Annotated in this window: 20 protein-coding genes, 1 tRNA gene and 1 pseudogene; 9 read left to right on the top strand and 13 right to left on the bottom strand. The window is 55.9% G+C overall.

Annotation, left to right across the window (positions count from 1 at the left end; all coding sequences use genetic code 11):
- The first annotated feature begins 143 nt into the window (after positions 1-143).
- The gene (locus tag ACORLH_RS13000; RefSeq protein WP_321828818.1) at positions 144-728 is read left to right on the top strand and encodes a hypothetical protein; all 585 of its coding nucleotides are present in this window, start codon (positions 144-146) and stop codon (positions 726-728) included.
- Between the two features lie 200 nt (positions 729-928).
- Here ACORLH_RS13000 and ACORLH_RS12995 read toward each other — a convergent pair whose 3' ends face one another.
- The 5 genes from ACORLH_RS12995 to ACORLH_RS12975 all read right to left on the bottom strand — a co-directional run bounded on the left by ACORLH_RS12995 (position 929) and on the right by ACORLH_RS12975 (position 4,119).
- On the bottom strand, positions 929-1,294 hold the full coding sequence (locus tag ACORLH_RS12995; RefSeq protein ID WP_321828817.1) for a hypothetical protein: 366 nt from the start codon (positions 1,292-1,294) through the stop codon (positions 929-931).
- A gap of 24 nt (positions 1,295-1,318) precedes the next feature.
- Positions 1,319-1,624, bottom strand: coding sequence for a flagellar biosynthesis anti-sigma factor FlgM (gene flgM, locus ACORLH_RS12990; protein ID WP_321828816.1), 306 nt, complete (start codon positions 1,622-1,624; stop codon positions 1,319-1,321).
- Positions 1,625-1,681: 57 nt separating this feature from the next.
- Complete coding sequence (flgA, locus tag ACORLH_RS12985; protein ID WP_321828815.1) at positions 1,682-2,308, bottom strand: flagellar basal body P-ring formation chaperone FlgA; 627 nt, start codon at positions 2,306-2,308, stop codon at positions 1,682-1,684.
- A gap of 110 nt (positions 2,309-2,418) precedes the next feature.
- Positions 2,419-3,519 carry a hypothetical protein gene (locus ACORLH_RS12980; RefSeq protein WP_321828814.1) on the bottom strand — a complete coding sequence of 367 codons (1,101 nt, stop codon included), beginning with the start codon at positions 3,517-3,519 and terminating at the stop codon, positions 2,419-2,421.
- 33 nt (positions 3,520-3,552) lie between these two features.
- Entirely contained in the window at positions 3,553-4,119 is a 567-nt protein-coding gene (locus ACORLH_RS12975) for an LPP20 family lipoprotein (RefSeq protein WP_321828813.1), read from the bottom strand.
- 240 nt (positions 4,120-4,359) lie between these two features.
- Between ACORLH_RS12975 and flhA the strand changes: the two genes are divergently transcribed.
- Genes flhA through ACORLH_RS12960 form a run of 3 tightly spaced genes read left to right on the top strand, consistent with a single transcriptional unit; the run spans position 4,360 to position 8,702 of the window.
- Positions 4,360-6,450, top strand: a complete 2,091-nt coding sequence (flhA, locus tag ACORLH_RS12970; RefSeq protein WP_321828812.1) for a flagellar biosynthesis protein FlhA — start codon at positions 4,360-4,362, stop codon at positions 6,448-6,450.
- A gap of 11 nt (positions 6,451-6,461) precedes the next feature.
- Positions 6,462-7,967, top strand: a complete 1,506-nt coding sequence (locus ACORLH_RS12965; protein WP_321828811.1) for a hypothetical protein — start codon at positions 6,462-6,464, stop codon at positions 7,965-7,967.
- A gap of 21 nt (positions 7,968-7,988) precedes the next feature.
- A complete protein-coding gene (locus ACORLH_RS12960) occupies positions 7,989-8,702 on the top strand; it encodes a FliA/WhiG family RNA polymerase sigma factor (protein WP_321828810.1) in 714 nt (237 codons plus the stop codon).
- A gap of 134 nt (positions 8,703-8,836) precedes the next feature.
- Here the strand turns inward: ACORLH_RS12960 and ACORLH_RS12955 are convergent, their stop codons facing one another.
- The gene (locus ACORLH_RS12955; RefSeq protein WP_321828809.1) at positions 8,837-9,469 is read right to left on the bottom strand and encodes a response regulator transcription factor; all 633 of its coding nucleotides are present in this window, start codon (positions 9,467-9,469) and stop codon (positions 8,837-8,839) included.
- A 505-nt stretch (positions 9,470-9,974) separates the two neighbouring features.
- Between ACORLH_RS12955 and ACORLH_RS12950 the strand changes: the two genes are divergently transcribed.
- Positions 9,975-12,611, top strand: a complete 2,637-nt coding sequence (locus ACORLH_RS12950) for a hybrid sensor histidine kinase/response regulator (protein ID WP_321828808.1) — start codon at positions 9,975-9,977, stop codon at positions 12,609-12,611.
- 288 nt (positions 12,612-12,899) lie between these two features.
- Here the strand turns inward: ACORLH_RS12950 and ACORLH_RS12945 are convergent, their stop codons facing one another.
- Positions 12,900-14,198, bottom strand: coding sequence for an ATP-binding protein (locus ACORLH_RS12945; protein ID WP_321828807.1), 1,299 nt, complete (start codon positions 14,196-14,198; stop codon positions 12,900-12,902).
- A gap of 40 nt (positions 14,199-14,238) precedes the next feature.
- Here ACORLH_RS12945 and ACORLH_RS12940 point away from each other — a divergent pair, with 40 nt between their 5' ends.
- Entirely contained in the window at positions 14,239-15,150 is a 912-nt protein-coding gene (locus ACORLH_RS12940; RefSeq protein ID WP_321828806.1) for an MBL fold metallo-hydrolase, read from the top strand.
- A 121-nt stretch (positions 15,151-15,271) separates the two neighbouring features.
- A tRNA-Asn gene (locus ACORLH_RS12935) sits at positions 15,272-15,346 on the top strand.
- A gap of 706 nt (positions 15,347-16,052) precedes the next feature.
- Here ACORLH_RS12935 and ACORLH_RS12930 read toward each other — a convergent pair.
- The 3 genes from ACORLH_RS12930 to ACORLH_RS12920 form a co-directional block, all read right to left on the bottom strand.
- Positions 16,053-17,663, bottom strand: coding sequence for a hypothetical protein (locus ACORLH_RS12930; RefSeq protein WP_321828805.1), 1,611 nt, complete (start codon positions 17,661-17,663; stop codon positions 16,053-16,055).
- Position 17,664: 1 nt separating this feature from the next.
- The gene (locus tag ACORLH_RS12925; protein ID WP_321828804.1) at positions 17,665-18,372 is read right to left on the bottom strand and encodes a hypothetical protein; all 708 of its coding nucleotides are present in this window, start codon (positions 18,370-18,372) and stop codon (positions 17,665-17,667) included.
- A gap of 458 nt (positions 18,373-18,830) precedes the next feature.
- Positions 18,831-19,526: a hypothetical protein gene (locus ACORLH_RS12920; protein WP_321828803.1), complete on the bottom strand. Its 696-nt coding sequence runs from the start codon at positions 19,524-19,526 to the stop codon at positions 18,831-18,833.
- A gap of 699 nt (positions 19,527-20,225) precedes the next feature.
- Here ACORLH_RS12920 and ACORLH_RS12915 point away from each other — a divergent pair.
- Together ACORLH_RS12915 and ACORLH_RS12910 are read left to right on the top strand one after the other, a co-directional pair.
- Positions 20,226-20,617, top strand: a pseudogene (locus tag ACORLH_RS12915) (transposase); the annotation flags it as partial.
- Between the two features lie 63 nt (positions 20,618-20,680).
- Positions 20,681-21,810, top strand: a protein-coding gene (locus tag ACORLH_RS12910) for an IS3 family transposase (RefSeq protein WP_321828802.1) whose coding sequence is annotated in 2 segments (ribosomal slippage) — positions 20,681-20,924 and positions 20,924-21,810 — 1,131 coding nt in all. Because the reading frame shifts where the segments join, the coding sequence is not laid out codon by codon here.
- Between the two features lie 76 nt (positions 21,811-21,886).
- On the opposite strand, the gene idi is transcribed toward ACORLH_RS12910, so the two are convergent.
- Genes idi through ACORLH_RS12895 form a run of 3 tightly spaced genes read right to left on the bottom strand, consistent with a single transcriptional unit; the run spans position 21,887 to position 24,464 of the window.
- Complete coding sequence (idi, locus tag ACORLH_RS12905) at positions 21,887-22,441, bottom strand: isopentenyl-diphosphate Delta-isomerase (RefSeq protein ID WP_321828801.1); 555 nt, start codon at positions 22,439-22,441, stop codon at positions 21,887-21,889.
- Positions 22,438-23,307: a Brp/Blh family beta-carotene 15,15'-dioxygenase gene (locus ACORLH_RS12900; protein ID WP_321828800.1), complete on the bottom strand. Its 870-nt coding sequence runs from the start codon at positions 23,305-23,307 to the stop codon at positions 22,438-22,440. The genes idi and ACORLH_RS12900 overlap by 4 nt, the downstream gene beginning before the upstream one ends.
- A complete protein-coding gene (locus ACORLH_RS12895) occupies positions 23,304-24,464 on the bottom strand; it encodes a lycopene cyclase family protein (protein ID WP_321828799.1) in 1,161 nt (386 codons plus the stop codon). Before ACORLH_RS12895 ends, ACORLH_RS12900 begins: the two co-directional genes overlap by 4 nt.

Here is a 24,464-nt window from a genome sequence, read left to right as displayed (position 1 = left end):
GGGAGTTGATTCAAATTGCGCGGAAAATTTGGCGTCAGACGTGGCGGAATTCTGGGCCGAATTCCGGTCCGATAGGTAAAAAATTAAGCATTTGCGTCGTAGAGGAGTCCAACAGACGAGTACATCCCCCAAGGAGTTTACTGATGACGGTATATGAGCCGACGTTTAACGATGCAGGGGCCCCCGCGACACCAATTTTAGATGTCGCGCCTTTTGCACGTTTAACTATTGGGGAGGCGAGCTATGAAATTGGCACCGTCGCGCCCGGCCAGATTGAGGTTGAGGACGACGCGCGCGAAGTGATCGCCTTTCGTGAGGATGAGCTTACCCCCTGGAAAGCGTTGAAAAACAACGTGGATGAGGGCTGGCGCCCGGTGGCGGCAGAGGTTCTGCGCAACACCCGTGACGCGCTGCATGACTATGTGGGCATGCATATGATCCGCCGCTCAGGCTCGTTCAATCCCGGCAATATGGTTTCGCTGACGCTGTTTGGGTTTGACTGGGATCTGCGGTTTTCACGCGATGGCAAACGGGCGCAGGTGCGTCTGCCCGAAACCAACTGGTCGGAAGTGGACAAAGGCCTGATGGCCGAGTTTGAAGACAAGCGCGAATTGGCCATTGCGGCCCTGTTGCGGTTCAGCCCCTCCATTCACAAAGTGTTTGAAGATGACGTCGAGGCCTGGGCCCTGCGTCTGGCGGCGGGCGCGCAGGTCATGCCGATCATGTGATCGCCTCACATATCAGCTGAGGATATAGAACAAGCCGGGCACTGCCCGGCTTTTCTGTGTCTGGCTTTATCGCAAACCGCAAAGTCATGCCGCAGCGGGGCAGGCGCCCAAGCGTTTCGATTAAACCCGGAACGCATTAAACAAACAAAAGGCCGGCAATGCCGGCCTTTGTTTATCAAGTCCCCTCAGGTTCCGACTTTTTAGTTTTGACGAAACCGGTGCAGGGTGCGGGCCTCATCCAGCGACAAGCCTACCGCGGTGCTGATGTGTTCGGGGTCACCGCCCATACGTGCGATCGAAATCGCCTGTTCCACCAACCGCTCATCTGCCAGCGTCGACACCTGGGTGGCGATCTTGGCAAGTTTTTTGTTCTGCTCATTCATCAGCGTGGTTTGCGCCTTGAACTTGGCTTCCAGTCGCTCTTCGAGCGAGTCGAGCAGCTCAGCGGTCTCTTGCTTGCGCCCGGCAAACACTTTGCGCAGCTTCATGCGGTGCATCACCACAGTGAAAGCAGCGCCAAGCAGAAGTGCACTGGCAGCTAGATGGATCAGTTGGACGGTGGTCATACGTCAGCCCCTACGATAATTTTTTTAACCGGCCAGTTCCAGGTAGCCCTGGAAAAGACTGTCAGTGATCTTGTCGACATCGACGGGATAGTTCCCCTCGGCCAGTTTTTCTTTGATTGAGTTCACCGCTTGGGTATCAAACGGCGGACCTGCCTTCAGCTCTTCCGGCATCTGGCTGGCGGTCGCGCTCAGCGCCACGGCGTCGGTCTTTGCCCCCGCAACAGCACCGGCTTTGGCAGGCGCGGCAGTTTGCGCCCGAGCCGAGTTGGTGCTCGTCGTTACGGATCGTGTTGCTGAGGCATTGGACGATATTTTGATCGGATCGACCATAGCTCTCTCTCTCCTATCTGAAACGTATCATTTCACGATATAATTAACGACGTAGGCTCAGTGAGTTTTAGCCCGAACGATGATTTTTTGCGGCCCCGCTACCATTCCTTTCAAAACGGTGCCACTGGATAGGTTTTTCACCTCGACGTATTCCCCTAACTCACCGTTTTGCAACGATATTCCAGGGGTCGAGATGGTCATCCCATTACCCGAAAACTGGATCGCAACAGGCATGTCGCGACCGATCATATAGTTTTTTTGCAAATGGCGTGCCTGAATGGGGCGGCCTTCGGACAAATTTTTAGATAATTTTTGCCCGATCACATGTGCCGGATTGCTAAAACTGCCACCCGCTGTCGATTTGGAAACAACGCGCATTTCGATGTCGGCAGCGGTGATCACGCTGTCCTTTTTCAGGCTCTTGTTCAGAACCGCAACCGTGGGCCCATCAGGCCCGTCACGTTCACTGGACGGGGCAATATAGCGGCCTGGTTTGATCGAGGTGCGAATGTGGCGGGTCCAGCTGCTTTTGCCGGAACATGTCACCTTCAGCATCGACCATTTGCCCTTTTGTGGGGTCACCGTCGGGGCGGTGGCGCAGGGCGGGTAGGGGCGACGGCTGGAGATGCTGATCTGGCCGGACACCTGCGCCCGCTGCATCGCGGCCTGCGCCAGCTCCTGCATTTCAACACCGCTGATCCCGTCGCGGTAGACCGCTGTGGTTTGCGGCAGGGCCGGGCTGGCCAGCACGCTCAGCGCTACGGCCAATGCGGGCAGTTGTTTCAAGCCCCCACTCATTGACCGGAGTCCACGAAGCGGACGATACGACCATCAAAGACCGACAGCGGGGTGGCGGGATCGACCGGGCGCAATGTGGCGCGGTTGCCCTGCAGTTTGACAATTTCCAGCGCTTCGAAGTCGGATGCCGGGTTTTCGGTGAAGGCCAAGGCCGAACGGCTGAGGCCCTGTGCCTTGCCGACGGAGACGCTGAGCGTATTGCCCGACCGCGCGACATGCGCAGCCACAGGCGTACAGGTGGCCAGATCCATCAGACCTTCGAGGATCTCGGTATAGCCCTTCGACAGGTTCGCCTTTAACCTGTGGCGTTTCTTGCCGATCGCACTGGTGATCGGGCCTTTGCCCGGCAGGGTGACGGCGTTTGACAGCTCGCGCTCCGTGCGCTGACCGGTGCCTTCGATCAACTGCAAGCGGGCCCGCAGCACCACCTGCTCCCCCAAAGGCCCCATTTCCGTGTCGATCTCAAACCAGGTGGTCAACTGGGTGTCACCGGGGTGGGTATGGATATGCCCGCGTGTCAAGGCGTTATAGTCAAAAGATGTAATTTTACGGGGCGAAACAGGCGCTTGGCCCATGCCCATCACGTGTTTGACGTCCACGTGGTTATAACGGCTGACCCGGCGCATCGCGTCGTTGTACAGCTCCGCCCCCAATTGCGAGGTCCAGGCCGGCGCATTTGGGGAGGTGTGAATTTCAGGGGCCATTGCAACCAGAACGATCTTGCGGCGGGTGCCGCAGGCAGGGCCTTCAAGCGGCGCAACCAATGCGCGTAGTCTGATCTGAATTGTCTGGCCAGACCAGGCTTCACCCAGTCGGTCGTAGCGCAGAACCCGACCGGCGGCGCGCATCATTGTCAGATCGCGCACCACCCGGCCTTTGTCGACGACGGTGTGGCCCTTCATGCTGACCCCGCCTGCCATGCCAGCCGAGATCAGTGCATCCGCCAGGGCGCGACGCCGTGCTGCGGGCTTGTCTTTCTTGTTGGCAGCCACGGCGTGGCCGATGACTTCGACCCAGACCGCCTGTGCCTGTGCCGCGATCGGCAGGGCAAAGGTCAGAAGGGTGGCAAACAGAACAGACAGAAGCGAACGCAGCATGGGACGTCTCCGATTAGCGGGCGGATGAGGGGCTTAGGCTTGGCCGCGGGCGGCGCGCAGGATGTAGGCCACCGTGTCAGGGTCCAGCGCCAGGATGACCTGGAAGCTGTCATTGCCCTTGGGCACGATGCGCAGGGTTTTGGCCCCGCGGATTTCGCCATCTACGACGGCGCGCAGATTGTCCGAGCGGATCACATTATCGCGCAGCGTGGTGTCAGAGCTTAGCTGCAGCCCGTGGATCTGTTCGGTCAGATCACGCATCGCCTCCATCCGGGCGGCGCGCATCGCCATCAGGCGGCGTTCGTTCAGTGATTTGCCGGGCTGGGCGCCGATTTGGCTGTAGCCGACACCGGTGATCTGAACAGGTTCAGGGGTGGGATCCATCAGCGCGCTGGCTGAAAGGCCCAGCATGGGTGCTTTCTTTTCACCTGACAACACGTCGAGATTATCCTTTGTAACCGCCAGGGCAGTGGTTTCTTGGGTCGGGGTGTCAGGCAGGGCCTGCACCGCCCGCATCGGGGCTTTGACGCAGGCTGAAACCAGCATGCTCAGCGTCAGGGCTGTGCCGACCAGCGGCAGAGGTTTGGGTATGCGCAACATGGGCGTTTTCTCCGTCGATGAGAGTTTTGCCCGAAGCTTTGCAATGGCCGTGCCAAGCCTGAGGTCCGCAGCCCGAAATTTATGCGAAATAAAATGACGCCTCCCCTTAGGGCTGGCACGCGCCTTGCAGATTTCTTCCTCGAATGGCCCCGCCAAACCGGGGTGAAATGAAACAGAACAAGGTGTCAAAGCAAGATGGCAGTGACCAGCGCCAATCCAGGACCCGGCGGACCCTCCGCGATGCTGAGCCGTTTCGGCGGTATGGCTTTGCCCTTTGGCATTCTGGCTGTGGTGGCCATGATGGTGCTGCCGCTGCCGGTGGCGCTGCTGGACATCTTCTTTGTCTTTAACATCCTGCTGGCGCTGCTGGTTCTGATGGTTTCGCTGCACAGCTACCGTCCGATGGACTTCTCGTCTTTCCCAAGTGTTCTGCTGATCGCCACCGTGTTGCGGCTGGCGCTGAACGTGGCCTCAACCCGGATCGTTCTGACTGAAGGCCACAATGGGGCAGGGGCCGCGGGTAAGGTGATTGAGGCCTTTGGCAACTTCGTGATCGGCGGCAACTTCGCTGTTGGGATCGTGGTCTTTGCGATCCTGATGATCATCAACCTTGTGGTGATCACCAAAGGTGCCGGCCGTGTGTCCGAAGTTTCGGCGCGTTTCACCCTGGACGCTTTGCCCGGCAAACAGATGGCGATCGACGCTGACCTGAACGCCGGTATCCTGACCAATGACGAAGCCCGCGAACGCCGCGCTGAAGTGGCGTCTGAGGCGGATTTCTACGGTGCCATGGACGGTGCGTCGAAATTCGTCAAAGGCGATGCGGTTGCCGGTATCCTTATTCTGGCGGCCAATATCATCGGTGGCATCATCATTGGTGTGGCCCAGTACAGCATGGCTGTTGGCGATGCCACGCAGGCCTATGTGCTGTTGTCGATCGGCGATGGTCTGGTGGCTCAGATCCCGTCGCTGCTGCTGTCGATTGCAACTGCGATCATCGTGACCCGGGTCAGCTCGACCCAGGATATGGCCGCCCATATTGGCGAACAGATGAACATCAGCCGCGCCTGGGTGCCGGTGGCCGCCGTGATGGCGATCCTGGGTCTGGTGCCGGGCATGCCGAACCTGATCTTCCTGCTGGCGGCTGCTGCCGCAGCTGGGGCTGCCTATTTCTCGAAGGTGCGCGACGCGCAGAAGGCGGAAACCGCCGCAGCTGAGGAAAAACAAGCGGTACAGCAGCAGAAAGAAGAGGCCGATAAACCCTCGGCCACCATCACCGCAGATGACATTACCGACTACGCCCCTGTTTCGATCCAGATCGGCTATGGCCTGATCCCGCTGATCGACGGTGGCGAAGCCAGCCCGCTGGTCTCCTCGATCACCGGGGTGCGCCGCGATGCGTCCCGCGCGATGGGCTTTGTCGTGCCGGGTGTGCGCATTCGTGACGACCTGAACCTTGAAGCCAACCAGTACCGTCTGCGCATTGGTCAGGCGATTGTTGGCGAAGACGCGGTTTACCCGGATCGCAAGCTGGCGCTGCTCGGTGGCATGTCGCGCCGCAAGCTGAAGGGCATCGAATGCACCGATCCCAGCTTTGGCATGGATGCGGTCTGGATCCAGCCCCATCAGCAGGCTGAGGCCGAAGCAGATGACTATGTTGTGGTTGAGCCTGAAGCGGTTGTCGCCACCCACCTGAGCCAGCTGCTCTATCAGCATGCGGACAAGCTGATTGGCCCGGATGATGTTCAGACCCTGCTGAACATTCTGGAACAGTCCAGCCCGACGCTGGTGGATACTGTTATTCCGAAACTGGTGCCGCTGCACGTTCTGACCTCGGTCCTGCGCTTCCTGCTGATGGAACGCATCCCCGTAGGTGACCTGCGCCGCATCCTGGAAGGCATGGCTGACATTTCCGCGCTGGGTCTGTCGCCGATGGAAATGGCCGAACGCCTGCGTCCGTCGCTGGTGCCCCAGATGCTGCAGCAGATTGTGCCGCTCAGCCAGCCGCTGCCGCTGATCACCCTTAGCCCGGATCTGGAGCAGATGCTGGTGCGCTCGATCCCGCAGGGCGGCACCGCCCTGATGCTGGACAACGCACTGGCAGAGAAGATCGTTAACGGTCTGACTGAGATTGGTGAGCAGCTCTCGGGCGAGGGTCGCCACCCGATCATCATCGTTGCCACGGGCCTGCGCCGTGCCCTGGCTGGTTTCATCCGTATGCACGGGCTCGACACTGTTGTGCTGGGTCTGGACGAGCTGCCCGAGGGCCGCCGCATCGAAGTTGTGAGCACCATCGGTGGTCATGACGCCGTACCGAACATGGATCAATAGGAGAGGATCTCATGAGCAAATCTATCACCATCCGCGCCGCAGACAGTGCACAGGCTATGGAAGAGGTTGTTCGCCGTCTTGGACCAGACGCGCTGATCCTGTCCTCCTCTCGCAAGGACGGCCAGTTTGAGATTGTTGCCATGGTCGAAGGTGAACCTCACCATGAGGCGCCCCTGGCCCCAGCCCCCGCCAAAGAGGCGCCGGGCCTTGCAGACCGCCTGAAAGAAGCGCTCTCGGCCTCACCCTTTGCCTCGGGTCAGCAGAAAGAGCTAGCCGCCCGCAAACCGGTGAAACCTGCAGCCTCCGCGCCGGTAGAGACACCGCGCAAACCCGAAGGGGTGGCCGCAGATTCGCCGGTTGGCATGACCTCACCAGCAACCTTTGAGGCGCTGCTGAAACGTCGCTTGGAAGAGGATGGCGTGCAGGCCGACCTTTCGCCTGATGCGGCGGCCGTGAAGGCGATCACTGAACGGGCTGCGGCCAAACGTGCCGAAGCTGAAGAAGCCCCGGCAACAGCAAAAGCCGACAAGCCGATTGAGTTCCGCCATGACACTGCCGCGCCGCAGCCGAAACTGGCTGAGGTGGATGAGGCCGCTGAGGCAGACGCCCCCGTTGCAGACGCCGATGAACTGGCCCCGACCGATACCGTCACCGCCGCGCCGCTGCCTGACGATGGGCTGGAATATGCCCCGCGCGTCACCGGCCTGGGCGGTTTTGACATTCCCACCCCGGTGCTGCCTGCCAATGTGGTCAGCGCCATCCGCGAAGATCTGGGCCACTTTGACCGTTCGGGCCACCTGATCGGTCTGACCAAAGCGATCGTCTCCAGCGTTCTGCCAGAACGTTCGGTGGAACCGCTGGGCGCTGGTCGTTTCTTCATTGCCGGTCCTGACATGCGTCAGAAGGCGTTGGCGGCGGTGCGGATTGCCATTCGGAAACTGGATGCAGGAGAGGCCAAGCCATCGTTCTACGTCATGGGGTCAGAAGCGCGCGCTGATGCGGCCTTCCTGGCGTCCAAGGCAGAACTGCTGGGCCTGACCGTGATGCTGGTGGACGAAAAAGTCGGCCGGAACCTGCCCGACAATGTGCCGGGATCGCAGATCGTGATCCTGCCCGATGATCCGCAGAAGGCGCGCGAATATGCCGATAAGTTTCAGCATGATGGCGACAAGGGCATCTTTGTTCTGCCCAGCGTCTTCAGCCGCGAACTGGCGTCCAACATGCTGTCGCATTGGGCAGACAGCGACGTACAGATTTTGATGGCCAGCAATAAATATGCGCCGGTTTCTTCCGGACTGCTGGCATGTCTTTTGCAATTTAACAAGCAGGTGGCCTGGACCAGTGAAGGCGAGGAAGTCCTCGACAATCTGACCCAGGCTGATGAGGTCATCGTGTCCGATTGGATGCGGGCCTGGGTGCCGGCCGATACGGACGATGCCCCTGACGCCCACGCTGCACAGGTCGCCACGGCCCAAGCGGCACAGCTGTTCAGCAGCCATGCGCTGCAGATGCAGTAAGAGTTTGAGTGAGGAACGGTAATGATTGCGCAAAAGGGTTATACGGCCCAGACCAAGAAGGACCCGGACACGCTGGTGAAGGAGCATATGCCGCTCGTTCGCAAGCTGGCCTGGCACTTCATGGGGCGGGTCGGACAATTTGCCGAAATCGATGACCTCTTGCAGGCGGGCTATCTTGGCCTGATTGATGCGGCCCGACGTTACACCCCACAGGAAGGCGTCAGCTTTTCAGCCTATGCCGCGATCCGCGTGCGAGGGGCCATTGTGGATCTGCTCAGGCGAAACTCGAACCTCTGCCGCAGCACGATCTCCATGCAGCAAAAGGCCCGCGCCGCTGAGCGCGAACTGGCCCAGAGGCTGCAACGCGATCCGATGCCCGAGGAGATGGCCGCCGAGCTGGACATGAGCCTTGAGGATTACCTGTCGTGGGAAGCGCGGTTCCAGGCCAACAAGACCCAGTCCCTGGATGAGGTCTATTCAGATCACTCATCGCTGTTTCAGGACAACACGGTCAGCCCCGAGGATGCCACACAGCATCAGCAGATCCGGGGGATCATGCGGCAGGCGGTGTCTGAACTGCCGGAACGGGAAGCGCTGGTTCTGCAGCTCTACTACGTCGAAGAAATGAACATCTACGAGGTCGCCGCCATCATGGGCGTGACCACGGGACGTGTGTCGCAGATCAAGAAGGCCGCGATTGGCCGTCTGCGCGACCGCATGAAGGGATCTTTCTGACCCACATGCACCTAATGAAGACCGTGTCAGATCTGCTTCTGACCGCAAAGACCGCTCAGCTGCATAGAAAAAGGGCCGCGTTTCGATGGAAACGCAGCCCCTTTTTCGTCCGTCCCCCTGAGGGGCAGATGCTGTTACAGCAGGCCTTGGTCGCGGGCGGTGATCACCGCGTGGGTGCGGTTGTTGGCGCCCAGCTTTTTACAGATCGATTTCACGTGCATCTTGATGGTCGCTTCCGACAGCTGCAGCGAGTTCGCGATCTCTTTGTTCTGTTTGCCTTCGCCAAGGCATTCCAGAACGGTCTTTTCGCGGGCGCTCAGCTTGCCGACGCCTTCGCCACCTTCCGAGGCTTCTTCGCGCATCAGGTCCAGCGGTACGTAGGTTTCACCGACATGCATGAAGCGGATCGCGATCGCCAGGCTTTTGGCGGGCATGGTCTTGGGCACCAGACCTGCAGCGCCTTTGGCCAGCGATTCGTCCAGAATGCGTTTGGTCGGCGTGCCGGTCAGGATGGCGACCGGGTTTTTCTTGTTCAGCTGAATGGCACGGGTCAGGCCCTGTGTGCCGTTCATGCCGGGCATGTTGTAGTCCAACAGCACAACGTCATAGCCGCCGTTTGCGGTGATCGCCGAAAGCGCCCCGTCCAAATCGGTGGTGGTGGTGACATGCATATCGGGCTGGGTGGCCAGGAACATGGACAACACGTCCAAGATCATACCATGGTCATCCGCAATCAGGACGCGGATCTTTCCGCTAGTGTCGGTCATAACGTACCCTCTTTTACCTTCGGACGTCAGAAATACTGGTTACTCAGCTATTAAGACGGCCAAAGGTGATTTTTCTTAAGCCTTATTTTCCGTTTAGATCAACAAGACGCGGCCAAGACAAGCGTGTCAGACCTGAATAGCATACTTTAGTATGTATGAGTAGACGGAAGTCTAGATTGTGAGACTCAATGGTCGGGTCTACCAATTTTACTTGTGAAATGAATGATCTATCCCCAAAAAACATAGGGGAAGCGCATGAAAATCCGACTGCGGGATCTGGGGGGGTCTTTTGTGTCAATGTCCGTGTCAATGCATCTGTCGTGCAACTTATTTTCTTTTTTTGTTGGATTTAGTCGCAAGGTCGGCGATTGATGCGGATTATGCGCGTTAGCTTGGCAGTAAGACCAAGGTTGCGCTGGTGATTTTCACACCAAGAAATAAAAGGGTGATCTGCGCATCTGAGATGCATAGAACGCCACGTAAGTGCCAATAGCGGTAGGTCTGAATGTTCGGACAAAGAGATGACGCCACTGAAACAACGCGCCAGAGGTTGCTCTGGACGCTTTGGGCTGGGCTGGTCGTGGCCATGGCCGTCTCTCTGGTGTTTTTCTCAAACCTGCTTGGCGCCATCAGCGACACGATGGAAGAACGCAGTGAGCGGCACGTCTATCAGGAATGGCTGTCGCATCAGCTGGATCTGGATTTCCTTGGCCTTCAGGACACCCTGCGCCTGGCGCGTGAAGATGGTGTGGGCTGGAACGCCGCCGAAGTGCTGGAGATGGGGCTGGCCGATCTGGCCGAAAAAGCGCTGGCCCTGCAGGACGCTGAGGGTGTTGCGGGCTTTGCCGCGGCCAACCCTGTTGTGGCGCGTCTGATCGAAGTGCAGCGTCGGTTCCTGGACGACAATGCGGCGCTCTTGTCCTCAGGACAGGCGCTGAGCGTCGATGACATCAACCGTATGGATGTCGATCTGTCTGAACTGTCGAACCTGCGCCGGATCCTTGTACAGGACCTGATGCAGAGTGAGCTGGCTATTCGCGAGGCCGGTAACTCAACTCTGCAAACCCGGCTGCGCACCTTCTACACTGGTGGCAGTGCTGTGCTGGTCTTCCTTGCCGGACTGCTGGTGGTCAATGTGTTCATGCTGACGATGCTGAGGCAGCGGCGGCAAGCGCTGGATCGCGCCATGCATAATATGCGCACCATCGTCGAAGCACCGCGGGATGCGGTGTTCCTGACCCGCGAAGATCTGACCATTTCCGGTATGGGCCGGTCTGGTGAAACGATGTTTGGCCTCAGCGAAGAGGATGCACAGGGGCGCAAGCTGTTTGATTTCTTCGCCAATGATCCGTCGGAATTTGAACTTTTTGCCGAAGCATTGCGCGATTCCGTGGCCAATCCGGCGGATGAAGCCAAACGCAGCTACCGTATAGAGCTGAACGGCCGCCGTCAGGACGGAACCACCTTCCCGGCGGATGTCGGGTTCTCGGTGGTTCAGGACCCCGAAAACAACACCGCTTACGTGGTCTCGGTCGCCGATATGTCGGATCAGGCCGAACGGGAGCTGAGCCTGATGCAGGCGCGCAACGAAGCGCTGCAGGCTGAACGCGCCAAGTCCCGTTTCCTGGCCGCGATGAGCCATGAGATGCGCACGCCGCTGAATGGGGTGCTGGCCTCACTGGATCTGATGCGGGAAACCACCACGCTGGATGAGCGCCAGACCGAGCTGGTCGGCATTATCGAACGCTGCGGCGATGACGCGCTGGAACAGGTTGAAAACGTGTTGGAGCTGACCCGTCTGGACACGCTGGCCAACACCGCGATCAACGTCGCCCCCTTTGCGCCGGCGGCGCAGCTGCGTGAAATCGTGGACACCAACCAGCAGCGCGCCCGTCAGAACCGCAATACCCTGCGGTTTGACAGCACGGTGCCTGACAACCTGCTGGTCACCGGATCGGCGATCCTGTTCCGCCAGATCATGCACAACTTTGTTTCCAACGCGATCAAGTTCACCTCAGGCGGCGAAATTCACGCCAAACTGACCGCTGCGGATCTGGGCGAAGAGATTGAGTTTACCGCGACAGTTCAGGACACCGGGATCGGCATTGAGGAGGAGGATCTGGATCGGATCTTCCGCAACTTTGAAACGATCCGCGATTCCTATTCGCATTTCCGCTCGGGGACCGGTCTGGGGCTGTCGATTGCCAAACATTCGGCTGATTTGCTGAACGGTCGTATCGATGTGGACAGCAATCCGGGGCAGGGCAGCAGTTTCACCCTTGTCGTACGCTGGCCCAAAGGTGACAGTAACGCCGCGGGCGAAGACGGTCTTTGGGGCCCGCAGCGATCGGAGGCAAACGACTCGATGGATGTTCTTGTCGTTGAAGACAATGAGATTAACCGCCAGATGCTGGTGGATATGCTGCAGGCCAAGGGGCATCAGGTGACCCAGGCGGTGGATGGCCTTGAAGGGGTCTCCGCCGGGCGTGAGCGACAGTTTGACCTGATCCTGATGGATATCTCGATGCCCAAGCTGGATGGCGTTGGTGCCACACGCATGCTACGCCAGTTCGGCAAAAGCCGGCACAGCCCGATTGTTGCGGTCACGGCCCATTCGCAGCCGGAACACATGCGGGAGTTCCTGGCGGCGGGTATGGACCGCGTGTTGACCAAACCGCTGCGTATGGCCACCCTTGAGCAGCTGTTTGAAGATATGGGTCATGTGGCCAATACCAACCACTCAGCCGAGGCAGCGCCGGCGGCTGTGCAGGATGAAACAGAACAAGAAGATGATGAAATGGCAGAAGATCTGATTGAGAAAGAGGTGTTCGACGGTCTGATCGATATGCTGGGCGGTGAGTCTGTGGTGGGCTACCTCAGCCAGTTTGAAAATGACGCCAAGGACATGCTGCCGAAATACACCGATGCGATCGACGCCGGTGATTTTGCCACCGCCCGCGCCGAAGCACACCGCTGTGCCGGTGGCGCTGCCGTGATCGGTGCCGGCAAGGTGCATGAAGTCCTGCAATCGATGACCCATTCCGCAGACGCCAGCGATTCTGAAAAATGTCTCGCTCTGGCTGCAGGGCTTGAGGATCTGACACGTAAAACGATGGATGCCATGCGCGCCACCATTGGGTGACGTAAGGACCCTATGCGAAAGAGTCTGCTGTCCTGTCCTGTCGCATAGTGCGTAAAGGGCTTTTCGCATGATAGATAACGGCCAAGGTGAAAACAGCCGCGCAGCACTGGCAGGATCCGGCAGAGGCGACGGGCCTCTGAAGATGGGGATCTTCCGTTGATCCAGCGTAGGTGCCGCCAGCGACTGTTTTGAAATGTCACCACTCACACGGAACCGGCCGCAGAGGTTGCCTAACTGGCGTATCTCTGCGGCCGGTTCTTTTTCACCGCTTTGGTTTCTGTAGCGGCGTCACCGCCCGATCACGATATCGGCGCAGAGCCCGCCCATTTTTGCCGACCGCGACAGCCGCAGAACCCCGCCGTGGGCACGGGCCGTGTCATTGGCGATCGCCAGACCCAGACCAACACCGCCGCCCTGATCCTGATTGCGGGCCGCATCCAGCCGGGAAAAGGGTTTGACGGCCTCACTATAGTGTTCGGGATCAATTCCCGGCCCGTCATCCTCCACCCGGATCCGCAGCATCTTGTCACTGAGGCGCACCGAAACCTCGGCGTTTTCACCATAACGGGTGGCATTTTCGATGAGGTTGGTCACCGCACGGCGCACCGCCATGGGCTGCAGTGACACCAGCGTTGTGGCGTCCCCATCAACCTCGCGCAGGTCCACCGCGATGTTGGCGCGCTGTGCATCCTCCACGATCTGTTGCACCATCGGGATGGCCGCCACCTCTTCAAACGGGGCGTCATTGGCGCCCTGGCTGAAGGACAGGAACCCGTCCAGCATCTTCTGCATGTCTTCCACATCCCGCTCCAGCGGGGCGCGGTCCTCTTCCTCCAGAAAGGCCAGCCCCAGCTTCAACCGCGTCAGGGGCGTGCGCAGATCATGGCTGACCCCGGACAGCATCATGGTGCGCTGCTGAATATGGCGTTCAATCCGTGCCCGCATATCCAGGAAAGCATGGCCCGCCGCCCGCACCTCTTGTGCGCCAGCAGGGCGATAGGGGATTGAGCGGCCGCGTCCAAAGGCATCCGCCGCCTTGGCCAGCCGGGTGATCGGGCGCAGCTGGTTGCGCATGTAGATAAAGGCGATGAGGGTCATCAGCCCGCCAAAGAACAGCATGTTCACAAACAGCTGGTGCGCATTGGTGGCTGAGACCCGGCGCCGGTCAAAGGAGTAGCGCACCGGCCCGTCGGGCCCGTTCAGGATCAGATCAACGTCATCATCATTGGGCAGCAGCAGGGCGCGGACATTGCCCAGCATCTGCTCAAAGTTTGAGGTCACAACGATCCCTGTCAGATCATACCAGCGCCGCTGATGCACCTCAGGTGCCTCCGACTCGCTCAGCGGGGTGATCGTGATCTCCAGCTGTTCGGCCAGCGTGGGCAGCGCTGCGGCGGGCTGATGCTGCAGCAAGACGATTTCCCGCGCCGTGGTGCGCGTCATCTGCTCCGTCACCCCGGCGAAATGGCGCTGAATAAACACCACCGAGACAACCAGTTGCAGCGTCACCACCGGCAGGATCATAATCAGCGCAGCCCTTGAATAGAGCCCGCGCGGCACATAGCGTTTCATCCAAGTAAACATCATGGGGCCACCCTAGCCTTGGGGTCCCCGGGAAGGAAGAGAGATGCAGGCGCCCGACACATTTGACGCCCCGGTGGGGCAGGCGGAATGGATGCAGGAGGGGCTACGCCGCATCCTGGCGCCCAATCCCTCGCCAATGACCTACCGCGGCACCAACACCTATCTGATCGGCGAACGTGACATCGCCGTTGTTGATCCCGGCCCTGACAGTGCGGCGCATCTGCAGGCCATCCTGGATGCGCTGGAGCCGGGGCAGCGCATTTCCCACATTCTGGTCACCCATGCGCATCTTGATCACTCTCCCCTGGCGCGCCGCCTGTCCGATGTCACCGATGCGCCGGTGCTGGCCTATGGCGATCACCTTGCCGGACGCTCCGCGGTGATGACCCAGCTGGCGGCAGATGGCATGGCCGGCGGCGGGGAGGGCGTTGATGCCACCTTCCGCCCGGACCAGACGCTGGCGGATGGTGAGGTTGTTACAGGCGATGGCTGGCAGCTCCAGGCGCTTTGGACACCGGGCCATTTCGGCAATCACCTGAGCTTTGTTTTTGGGGAGGCGATTCTGACCGGCGATCTGGTCATGGGCTGGGCCTCGTCGCTGGTGTCGCCGCCCGATGGTGACCTGACGGATTTCATGCGCTCCTGCGAACAGCTGCGTCAACGCCCGGCGGAGGTCTATCATGCCGGCCACGGCGCCCCGATTGAGGCCCCACATGCCCGGCTGGATTGGTTGCTGTCACACCGCCGCAGCCGCGAGTCACAGATCCTTGCGGCACTTGACGGGCAGGGCGCGGATGTCAGCAGCCTCACCCGTGAAATCTACACCGATACCCCCGCCGCATTGCTGCCCGCCGCAGAACGAAACGTCTTTGCACATCTGGTTGATCTATATGGGAAAAACACGGTTTCCTGTGAGGGAGAACTGTCGTTCAAAGCCCGTTTTTCACTGCGTTAACCAAGGGAAAAACGGGCAGATGATTTTTTTTGAAAAAATCTGACAAAACCCTCTTGCGGCCCGAAATGCCTATAGCTATACACCCCCTCACACGAGATGCTTCACAGCATCGACACAGTGTTCCGGCGTAGCTCAGCGGTAGAGCAGTTGACTGTTAATCAATTGGTCGTAGGTTCGATCCCTACCGCCGGAGCCATAAAAAGCCCTTAAGCCTCAACGGTTTGAGGGCTTTTTTGGGACCCAATGTTTGTATCAGGTTCTAGAGTGGGTCCCGAGGTGGGTCCCATGATGCGCATCTGTTTAATGGTCTCGGGGTACGAGATCCGGCAGTCATATCGTAATACGCTAGGGGGCACCCCCAGGCCTACACCGGCTTCTGTTTTCTTTCTGTTTTCATAGTGTTCGGTCCGACTGGGGATTTCTGGACTTTCTGACTGTTTGGTCAAGTTGGGCTTCGCAGAGTTTGTGGCGGCCACTTTGGAGTGTGTGGGGGGCATTGTCCATTTTACAATGTCGCGCTTGTCTTTCTTTTTTGGCAAGGTCAAAACTCTAAACACTGAATGCGTAGGCCACAATGCGGCAAGCGCTTGGCCTGCGCGTTACAAAGCCGGTCGGAAGTCTGCTTTGGTGGAATTCTTTCGAGCCATACATTTGGGGACCGAAGCTGTCATCACCAGAGACTATCACGCTATCAATGCTGCAGTTTCAAAATCTGCGGTGCAGTCGCCCAAAACTGCCATCGAAACGCCTTGACGCTGGTTCGCTATGCTGCAGTCATCTCAAGCGGCAGCTATGCGCAGAAAGCGGACTTTGCAAAGTTTGGTGAAGGCCCAAACTTGACATTAGGGTCAGTATAAATGCTACTCTGCAGCATGTCGGAAACTGAAGTGAACCAAATTCAATTAGCCCGAAAGATACTCCAATAGTTCAGCCGTCGCAGCGTTCTTCATCAATCGAGCACGCACAGGACCGACCCTGTATATTTGGTCAATCAAATCTTCTTCACTGTTCTGGTGAAGCTGCTCGATAGTATTTACATTGGCTTCCTTCAACTTTCTCTTCTGCCAAGCCGTAAGCAAAGGGAGAACCTCGATCGGTTTTGATAGCATATTATTCAAGGCCATTAAGTACTGTTGGTCGTTGAGTTGACCGGCCTCAATGTCTTTAACATCGACATAGGCTGGATGGTTCTTGCCAAATTCTGGAAACTTCTTAAGGGACAGATTCTGGAAGAAGTCTTGTGACTGAGCAACTGGACTGCCTTCGCTCGCGAGCACACACCCGTACTTAACCTCGTACCTTGAGCCCAGTTCACGTCTTGTGGCTCTCACAGACGCGTCAACTTTTCGAATTATTCCAGTGTACGATAACAGCCGCAGAGATTCCTTTACGGACGCAGGGCAGTCTTTGTGAACCCAAAAATAGATGGTAGACTCATTCTGCTTCCGTTCTTTTCGTTGGTCATTGTATGCTTCAATTGCAGGGATGACATGTTGCTCGAGAAAATCTCTTCCCCAATCAACAATAACTTTATGTCCGCCGTACTTCCCACCTAGTTCGGTGTGTTCAGCCCAAATTTGACCACGATAAAAAGCCTTCAACACGGCATTGGCTGACGTGGTATTCACTTTCTCAAGGTCTTGAATGGTTCGAAGCAAGATTCTCGGATTCCCCCCACTTGCGAGTGCCAATGAGTTAAAGACGTTCGTTTGAGTGCTTAGGGATTCTTTAAGTTTATCATCCGCCTGCTTGTCTACGATTTCTCGGAAATATTGGAGATAATCCGAGTCTGAAATATTTCGTTCTATTCGCCGATAGATACAGTCGTGGTTTGGTTCAAAAGAGTCTCCAAAATATGTCACGCCAGGATAGATTGCAGCGTTACAAGTGATGAAAGGTGATCTTAGGTCCTTAAAAAGACTAAAGAATTGCCGTTGTTGATCTGGTCGAAATACATGGGCCGCTTCGTCGAAGAAAAAGTAGATCCGATTGAGCCCATTCTCTGAGCAAATCTCTTCAATCGCCTCCTTCACATCTTCAATGTCAGGCAAGCTTGAGATATCGATGTCCAACTTATTACGGTAAGACTCTTCAAACCTCTTAACAATTTCTCGGAGGTCTTTTTCCACGTCAGCTTGCACGTTTGACTCATCGTTGCTCAAAAGGCCGGCGGCGATAGGTGAAACGGAATGACCTCTTTTTCGAAGTTTATTAATAAGTGCTTTTAATGCCTTGGCAAGCATCCAGTGGTAGAACTGAAGCGGGTCATCTGTCGTAACCAACGAGCTAATATTGAATGAAACAAACACGCAGAGAGCGGCGGTGTCTTGACTTTCGATTTGACCCTCTGCCACTCGCATTAAAAAGGATTTTCCGGTCCCTCGGGACCCCTCGATCAAACAGGGCTCGGCTGATTTCAATGCATCAATAGTTTGATTGTCTGAGTGATTTAGCACAGATAGATCGACAATTTCGTCCGCTTTGATGCTTTCAGTTCTAAGGTAAAACGCCATTCTAGATGTCCTCCGGTCCGCCAAAGATCTTTCGTATAGGGGCCACGTAATTTAACTCTTCTTTAATGAATTCAACATCATCACGTTTTGATTCACTTAGGTCATTGAGATATCGGCAACATAGAGTGAACAGGACGACTTCGAAAACCTCCTGACAATTAGTATGATATCGAGTATTCACATCTGGTTTAAAGGAAATAGTAAGGCCACTCGCCCCCCATGTCTCATGATTACCGTGAACGAATTCTGAAAGTTCGCGATACAAAACCTTTGCGCGGCTGGAAAACAGCTTGGCATCCGCAACCAGTTCCGGAAAGAAAGCTTTAGCAAAGCGAGATGATAGAACTCCTTTGTCCTCATCAATCAGGTGGCTCCACTTAATATCACCCCTGCCATCAAGCCATTCATTCAATTCTAATCTATGTACTGAAAAATGACAGGCCCCGAGTCCAAGCTCTAGGGCAAGGCGCAAGGCTGAAAATGCTTGTCGATATAGCCCGAATGCGGAGAACAATGTAGCACTCTCCAACTGCGCCGCAACGGTTTTAATTAAGCCTGCTATGGCATTGTCTTCGACCTGCTGGCCAAGCTCAAGAAAGCAGGTTGCATAGTAGTGAGGTTTCCCGGTGGATTCTCCTGCCGCAATTGTTTCATCAAACACGTTGTTTAAGCGTGCTCGAAGCCCTTCCAAGTGTTCCGTTGCATCCATTCTGACCGCCCTCGAGTGTTCATCCCCTACAGAGTGGAGCCTGAAGGGTACCAAGCCGTCCCTTTCAAGCTCAGTCTTCTAGCCTGCTTAGATGCTTTCAGCCATGAGTTGAAGCAGTTTTAAGCAAACACCACTAATAACCTTCAACGCAACGCTTGCTAAAGCTGAATCCAGAGAGACTTTCTGCCATTTAGGGTGCGCATCGCATTACCCTTCAAGCTCGATGCGAGACGCTACCTAGGTCAGGGTCCGGTTGGTCTCCTATATTGCCTGTTTTCGCAAATGCAGCAAAAGTCCGGTTCCGTCGGCGGTGCAGATAACCGATGTCGGCTTCGGGCTGGCACCAGCAATTGATAACCTTGGTTTGCGCGCAGTTTTGCTGCGGACACGCTGCCGCACTGCCGCATGGCGGCTTAGAGCCCAAACTTCCAAAATGCTGTAATGCGACGATGGTCTGCTTATTCGCGGTGAAGCTTTCTCAGCATGCGTTTCAGAATGCCGTCCCTTTCCTCTTCTCCTTTGGCTTCTTGAGCAAGGCGTTCCCAGTCTTCTGTGTCGCCCGGAAGGCGTTTTGATTTATCGATTTCACGTCCTTCATCGTCGTAGATCGAGTAGCGTCGAGGAATTTCATCCTCCAGAAAATCCGACAGTGAAGACCAACGCGCTCCGATCATGTCGAACTTAGCGTTGTACAACTCCACCTCGCCTGTCGAAGCCAAATATAGGTGCCCTTGAGACGACCACTCGCCATTGATTGCGCCAATACCCAGATGCCCATCCGGGATATAGTCGGGGCGTTCAACTGCGTTCTGATACCAAATGCTTACCGGTTGCCCGATCCCAACTCCTGATCTATCGACTGATCCGCCAATCCCGCCATGCAACGAGACGCCCAAAATCCACGCTCCGTTCATGTGGCGAAGAAGCTCTTTGTACGGCTCGGGTATGTACCTTTGGGCTTCGTTTTCGGCGCCACGCACTCCGTTGTCATCCAACCTGGCATAACGGGAGCAAAGATATGCGTAGGGAGCGACGTGGGGCACATGTCCGGTCCGGTACGCGCCATTATCGCCTTCGACCGAACCGAGTGGATCATAGCGCTCTCGAAGTTGTTCATCGAGCCGAGTAAGTATTTCGGAAATTGACTTCGTCATTAAGTGGTCTCGTGGCTAATTCAATCTAAACTTGTCTAACACCTATAGCTGTGTTTTCAACACTGCACCTGTCCACCATATGCGCGTGGAAGCGGACATTTATGGAGAAACAACAAACGGCGGTTTCGTCCGCACTGCCGAGCTATAACTCGCCAAAATGCTGCACCCGTGCGCCAACGGCAGCTTTAGGAAAATGGCAATGCAGCGTTTTGGCTTCCCGCTAACGACAGTAGTGGGCCGAAAGGCGAACTTTGCAAAGTCAGCTTCCTGCGCATCGCTGCCATTGGTGGCTAACGCAGCATCCGGCACTGCTGCGGTTTAATATTGAACGGCAGCTCTCGGTGATTCGACCTTAGAGCTTTGCGTCTGCAGCAGAGAACGTTCTGAGCCTAATGTGAATGTCCTGAAAGGGCTGACAACAACCATTCGAGCCGGTTGCAACGAACGGCAATGACGAGCCAAAAGTTCCGGATGCCGCAACCGAAACCAACGTCCGCTTGTCTTAAGTTGGCGGTGGTCACATAGTTGGAGCGATAAATTGAGCAGCCTCATCTGCGTAGTCCATTTTGATTGTTAGTGCATGATCGTCCTCTGATCCATCGGAATGATGGTTTCAGGAGCTGGTGGTTTGTAGCCTGACTTGAGCCCCTAAATCTCCTCCAGTTTTGTGTAGAGTCCTCCTAACTTAAGGACGGACAAATGAAGACGAGATTCACCGACGAACAGATCATTCAGATGATCAAGGAACAGGAAGCTGGCGAGAAGACGGCTGACGTGTGTAGGCGCCATGGGATCAGCCAAGGCACCTTCTACCAATACAAGTCGAAGTATGGCGGTATGGAGCCTTCGGATGCGAAGAAGCTCCGGGCGCTAGAAGCCGAGAACGCGAAGCTGAAGAAGCTTCTGGCTGAGCAGATGCTCGACAATGCGATGTTGCGGGATGTGAACTCAAAAAAGTGGTGACGCCCGATGCCAAGCGGAAGGCGGTAGCGCATCTGGTGGAGGTCCATCAGGTGAGCCAGCGTCGGGCGTGCTCTGCTTTGGACGTTGATCGTTCGACGGTGCGGTATCAATCGCGCCGGTCGGATGACTGGACGTGTCACGGTTTGATGCCGCTCCTTTGATAGCATTTACTGCAGCAAAGGAGACTGACTATGGGATTGAAACGGACGGACGAATTCCGCGCTGATGCGGTGCGGATCGCGCTGACTAGCGGGCTGACACGCCGGCAGGTTGCTGCCGATTTAGGTGTTGGCCTGTCAACGCTGAACAAATGGGTGACCGGGCATCGTGACACTGACGTGGTGTTGGACAAGGAGCTTGAGCTAGCCCGTGAGAACGAGAGGCTTCGACGGGAGAACCGTATTCTTAAGGAGGAGAGGGATATCCTAAAAAAGGCCACGGCCTTCTTCGCGAGCCAAAAGCCATGAGGTTTCGGTTCATCGAAGAGCAAGGCCGTGATTTCCCGACAAACCGTCTTTGCCAGGTTCTGGATGTCAGCGAACGAGGCCTACGGGCTTATCGCAGCCGCCCTGCCAGTCAAAGGCAGCGGACAGACATGGTTGTTCTTGCCCACATCAAAGAACAATCTCGCCTTAGCCTGGGCAGCTACGGCCGTCCACGAATGACCGAAGAGTTGAAGGAGCTCGGGCTGAACATTGGCCACCGCCGCGTTGGTAGGCTGATGCGAGAGAACGGTATACGGGTCGAGAGATCCAAGAAATACAAGGTGACGACCGACAGCAACCACGCCTTAAACATCGCGCCGAACCTGTTGAACCGGGACTTCGCAGCGAACGCGGCCAACCGGAAATGGGCGGGCGACATCAGCTACGTGTGGACCCGCGAGGGCTGGCTGTATCTCGCCGTGATCTTGGACCTGCATTCAAGGCGCGTAATCGGCTGGGCTGTCAGTAATCGTATGAAGCGTGACTTGGCGATCCGGGCCTTGAAGATGGCAGTCGCACTGCGGCAACCGCCGAAAGGCTGCATCCACCATACGGATCGCGGGTCGCAATACTGCTCTCACGACTATCAGAAGCTTCTGCGCCATCACGGCTTCGAAGTATCGATGTCCGGCAAGGGCAATTGCTACGACAACTCCGCAGTTGAGACGTTCTTTAAAACGATCAAGGCTGAGTTGATCTGGCGCAAATCGTGGCCAACACGTCGGGAAGCTGAAGTCGCAATCTTCCAGTACATCAACGGATTCTACAATCCGCGACGACGGCACTCAGCACTGGGTTGGAAAAGCCCGGTCGCTTTCGAACGGAAAGCGGCCTAAACGAGCACTTGGGGCGGCACAAAAACGGGACAGGTCCAGTTAACTGGGGGAGGCTCAAGTTTTGTGTCCCAAAATGCTAGGCTATTAAGCTGGAAGCGTTGAGCGACATAGCGCTGAGCTGCGGATAAAATCGGCTCATATAGATACCAAACCAAGGCGCAAAAATGCTGGGCTGCTCTCGTATTTCTTGGACAACAAGAGGAAGTGATACAAACCTCACTTCAGACGCTTCTTCAGGCCGCGGCTCAGGCAGAAAATCAATCCGACCAAAAAACGAATGAACGTACTCGTGTTCTACCAAATCTGCGCCAACGCCAGTTTGATATATAAACTGAATTGACTTCTTTAATCTTAAGTTGCAATTGAGCTCTTCGCGAACCCTACGCCGCGCTGCTCGAATAGCACTCTCGCCAAGACGGGGATGGCTGCAGCATGTGTTCGCCCAGAGACAAGGTGAGTGATATTTGCGGGCGGCACGGCGCTGCAGCAGCATTTCACCACGACCATTAAAGGCAAATACAGAAATCGCTCTGTGTAATGCACCGCTCCTATGCGCACTAAGCTTAGGCTCGACGCCAAGGATGCGATCGTTTTCGTCAACTAAGACAACTTCCTCTTCAGAATCGATCAATTTCGACCTCCTGTTTGTGGAAGGTGGTATCCATCAATAAGAATTAGATGTGGAACTGTGAGAGCTGCGAGCCCAACGAACACAATTCGAAGTGCTGCCTCATCTGCGGAACTGGACAAACGCACTCCAATGAATGCAGCGGCAGCCAAAATTATAGTCAGGATCGAGAAGACGAGCGCGAATTTGAGCGCTTGTCGCCTTTCTCTCTCCTGTAGAGACGATAGCGTTTGTCTAATATGCATTGGACTATGCAATGCGCAAAAATACAAAATAAAGAAGACAATAGGCGAGAATACTGCTGAGGAAGCCACCAATAGTGCGACATCAAAAGCTTTGTCACTCAAAACGGGCCTGCCCTTGATCAACAAAAGCGACAGGATCAAACCTGCAGACATCAAAGATGCAAAGGAGAGTAATTGTACGATCCACGATGTCTGATCACCTGACAACACAGAAAACACCTCCGCTACGTCTTTCCCATGAAAAACTGAAGGCAAACCAATCACAAAAATCCCCATGAACAGTCTGGCCAACGGATGTAGCGTCCAGTCGGCCCCAAAGTGCCAAGCAGAAATAATAAGAAACAGTACGAGACAGATGACCGGCGCAAAGTACCAAAAAATGGCCACAAATAAGGCAGCCAGAAAATAGATCAAGCTGAATGCAATCAACCCGGCAAATGTTGACCAAACCCGACGTTGCTTGGCGATAAAGGGGTCAAAAGCTCCATGTGGGACGCCAAGTATAAAAACCAACGTGACAAGTGCGCTTACTTGTGCCGAACTTGAAAGCGGTGGCGCCACCACAATGGCGACCAAAGCGCATACTGACAGAACACGAAACAAATACCATTCGCTAAATGTCATCGTTTCGCAACTTTTGTCGTTGAAAATGGAGCAAGACCGCGAGCCATGTTTTTCAATGCCGCGCTCAAAAACGGGCCCTTTGGCAAAGACTTGATGACTTTAGACCACAACAATGGGCTTGTATGGCCTGACATAAACGAAGCAAACTCATCGCCAGTCAAAGCACGAGCCAACGAAAGAAACCACTCAGGTGAATCTTTTGTGTGCGTTTTGAAGGCATCCAAGAACACTCGGTCCATCGCAGCATCAAAGTATCCGTCATACCGTGTTGCAGAAGCTGGGGATCCGGCTGCTAGCATTTGAGCAGTTTTTTGAGCCCATTCCTGAATTCTCAAAAATCCATAGCCAGATGATGCGCGAAGCGCGCCCGCGGCCTGCCCTGCGCGAATAATTCTGGGATGATCTTGCTGTGCTTGCGGGAACTGCCCCATTGGCAAGGCGCCCCGTTCGGTTCGCAGAATTTGAATGCCGCACCCCAGCTCCTTATCCAAATACTCATAAAACGGAGCATCTAAGCAATCTGCTGGCTGTCTCTCTCGCATGAACCATGTGTTTTGAATGAGGGCACGGCGGGGCGTAAGTGGGAGACAATATGTAAACTGCATACCCGTTTTGGTAGAAGACATGTTGCCCATCAAACTAGCTTTGTGGGTCTCAAAGACATTTGTGTCCGTTTCGATTTCTGCGCCGGAGAAAATTTGCCAAATCAGCGCCTTATCTGTGGCTGCTGGTCGCGGCCTTGTATCGAAGACTTGTTGTGCAAAAACAGTTTCTCGAGTTGTTTTCACAAAAACTCCCTCATTGAGCATTTTGATTTCTTGCGCTTCCGTATCCGTCATCAGGCAATATTGAGGGTGGGTGTTGATTGACCTAATCGCCTCTGCATAAAAAAGATCCGCGGGAATCATTTGATATAAAAAGTGGTCCCCAGCGAGCGTAACTTTAGAAGATGGCGTCGATAGAGACCAATTTGGCCAAGACTTAACAACAAGGTGGCGCAAATCATGATCACGCGTGTGCCAAAAACCCCAAGTACGGTCATTCAAATACTGAGATCGCGGCTCGATGACGATAACCTCACCTTGATAGTCTGCAAATGCTAACTCTCGGCCGAGCGACAAACCGGCACACCCCCCACCAAGGATTGCGATATCCAC

It is taken from the genome of Thalassovita sp. (assembly GCF_963691685.1).
GTDB lineage: Bacteria > Pseudomonadota > Alphaproteobacteria > Rhodobacterales > Rhodobacteraceae > Thalassobius.
Note: the sequence above shows the minus strand (reverse complement) of the source record. Positions and strands in the feature narration are given on the sequence as shown.

What these genes read in the sequence shown, in the direction of transcription:
- ACORLH_RS13000 (WP_321828818.1), top strand. Translation starts at nt 144, where the DNA reads ATGACGGTATATGAGCCGACGTTTAACGATGCAGGGGCCCCCGCGACA.
- ACORLH_RS12995 (WP_321828817.1), bottom strand. Translation starts at nt 1,294, where the DNA reads ATGACCACCGTCCAACTGATCCATCTAGCTGCCAGTGCACTTCTGCTT.
- flgM (WP_321828816.1), bottom strand. Translation starts at nt 1,624, where the DNA reads ATGGTCGATCCGATCAAAATATCGTCCAATGCCTCAGCAACACGATCC.
- flgA (WP_321828815.1), bottom strand. Translation starts at nt 2,308, where the DNA reads ATGCAGGAGCTGGCGCAGGCCGCGATGCAGCGGGCGCAGGTGTCCGGC.
- ACORLH_RS12980 (WP_321828814.1), bottom strand. Translation starts at nt 3,519, where the DNA reads ATGCTGCGTTCGCTTCTGTCTGTTCTGTTTGCCACCCTTCTGACCTTT.
- ACORLH_RS12975 (WP_321828813.1), bottom strand. Translation starts at nt 4,119, where the DNA reads ATGTTGCGCATACCCAAACCTCTGCCGCTGGTCGGCACAGCCCTGACG.
- flhA (WP_321828812.1), top strand. Translation starts at nt 4,360, where the DNA reads ATGCTGAGCCGTTTCGGCGGTATGGCTTTGCCCTTTGGCATTCTGGCT.
- ACORLH_RS12965 (WP_321828811.1), top strand. Translation starts at nt 6,462, where the DNA reads ATGAGCAAATCTATCACCATCCGCGCCGCAGACAGTGCACAGGCTATG.
- ACORLH_RS12960 (WP_321828810.1), top strand. Translation starts at nt 7,989, where the DNA reads ATGATTGCGCAAAAGGGTTATACGGCCCAGACCAAGAAGGACCCGGAC.
- ACORLH_RS12955 (WP_321828809.1), bottom strand. Translation starts at nt 9,469, where the DNA reads ATGACCGACACTAGCGGAAAGATCCGCGTCCTGATTGCGGATGACCAT.
- ACORLH_RS12950 (WP_321828808.1), top strand. Translation starts at nt 9,975, where the DNA reads ATGTTCGGACAAAGAGATGACGCCACTGAAACAACGCGCCAGAGGTTG.
- ACORLH_RS12945 (WP_321828807.1), bottom strand. Translation starts at nt 14,198, where the DNA reads ATGATGTTTACTTGGATGAAACGCTATGTGCCGCGCGGGCTCTATTCA.
- ACORLH_RS12940 (WP_321828806.1), top strand. Translation starts at nt 14,239, where the DNA reads ATGCAGGCGCCCGACACATTTGACGCCCCGGTGGGGCAGGCGGAATGG.
- ACORLH_RS12930 (WP_321828805.1), bottom strand. Translation starts at nt 17,663, where the DNA reads ATGGCGTTTTACCTTAGAACTGAAAGCATCAAAGCGGACGAAATTGTC.
- ACORLH_RS12925 (WP_321828804.1), bottom strand. Translation starts at nt 18,372, where the DNA reads ATGGATGCAACGGAACACTTGGAAGGGCTTCGAGCACGCTTAAACAAC.
- ACORLH_RS12920 (WP_321828803.1), bottom strand. Translation starts at nt 19,526, where the DNA reads ATGACGAAGTCAATTTCCGAAATACTTACTCGGCTCGATGAACAACTT.
- ACORLH_RS12900 (WP_321828800.1), bottom strand. Translation starts at nt 23,307, where the DNA reads ATGACATTTAGCGAATGGTATTTGTTTCGTGTTCTGTCAGTATGCGCT.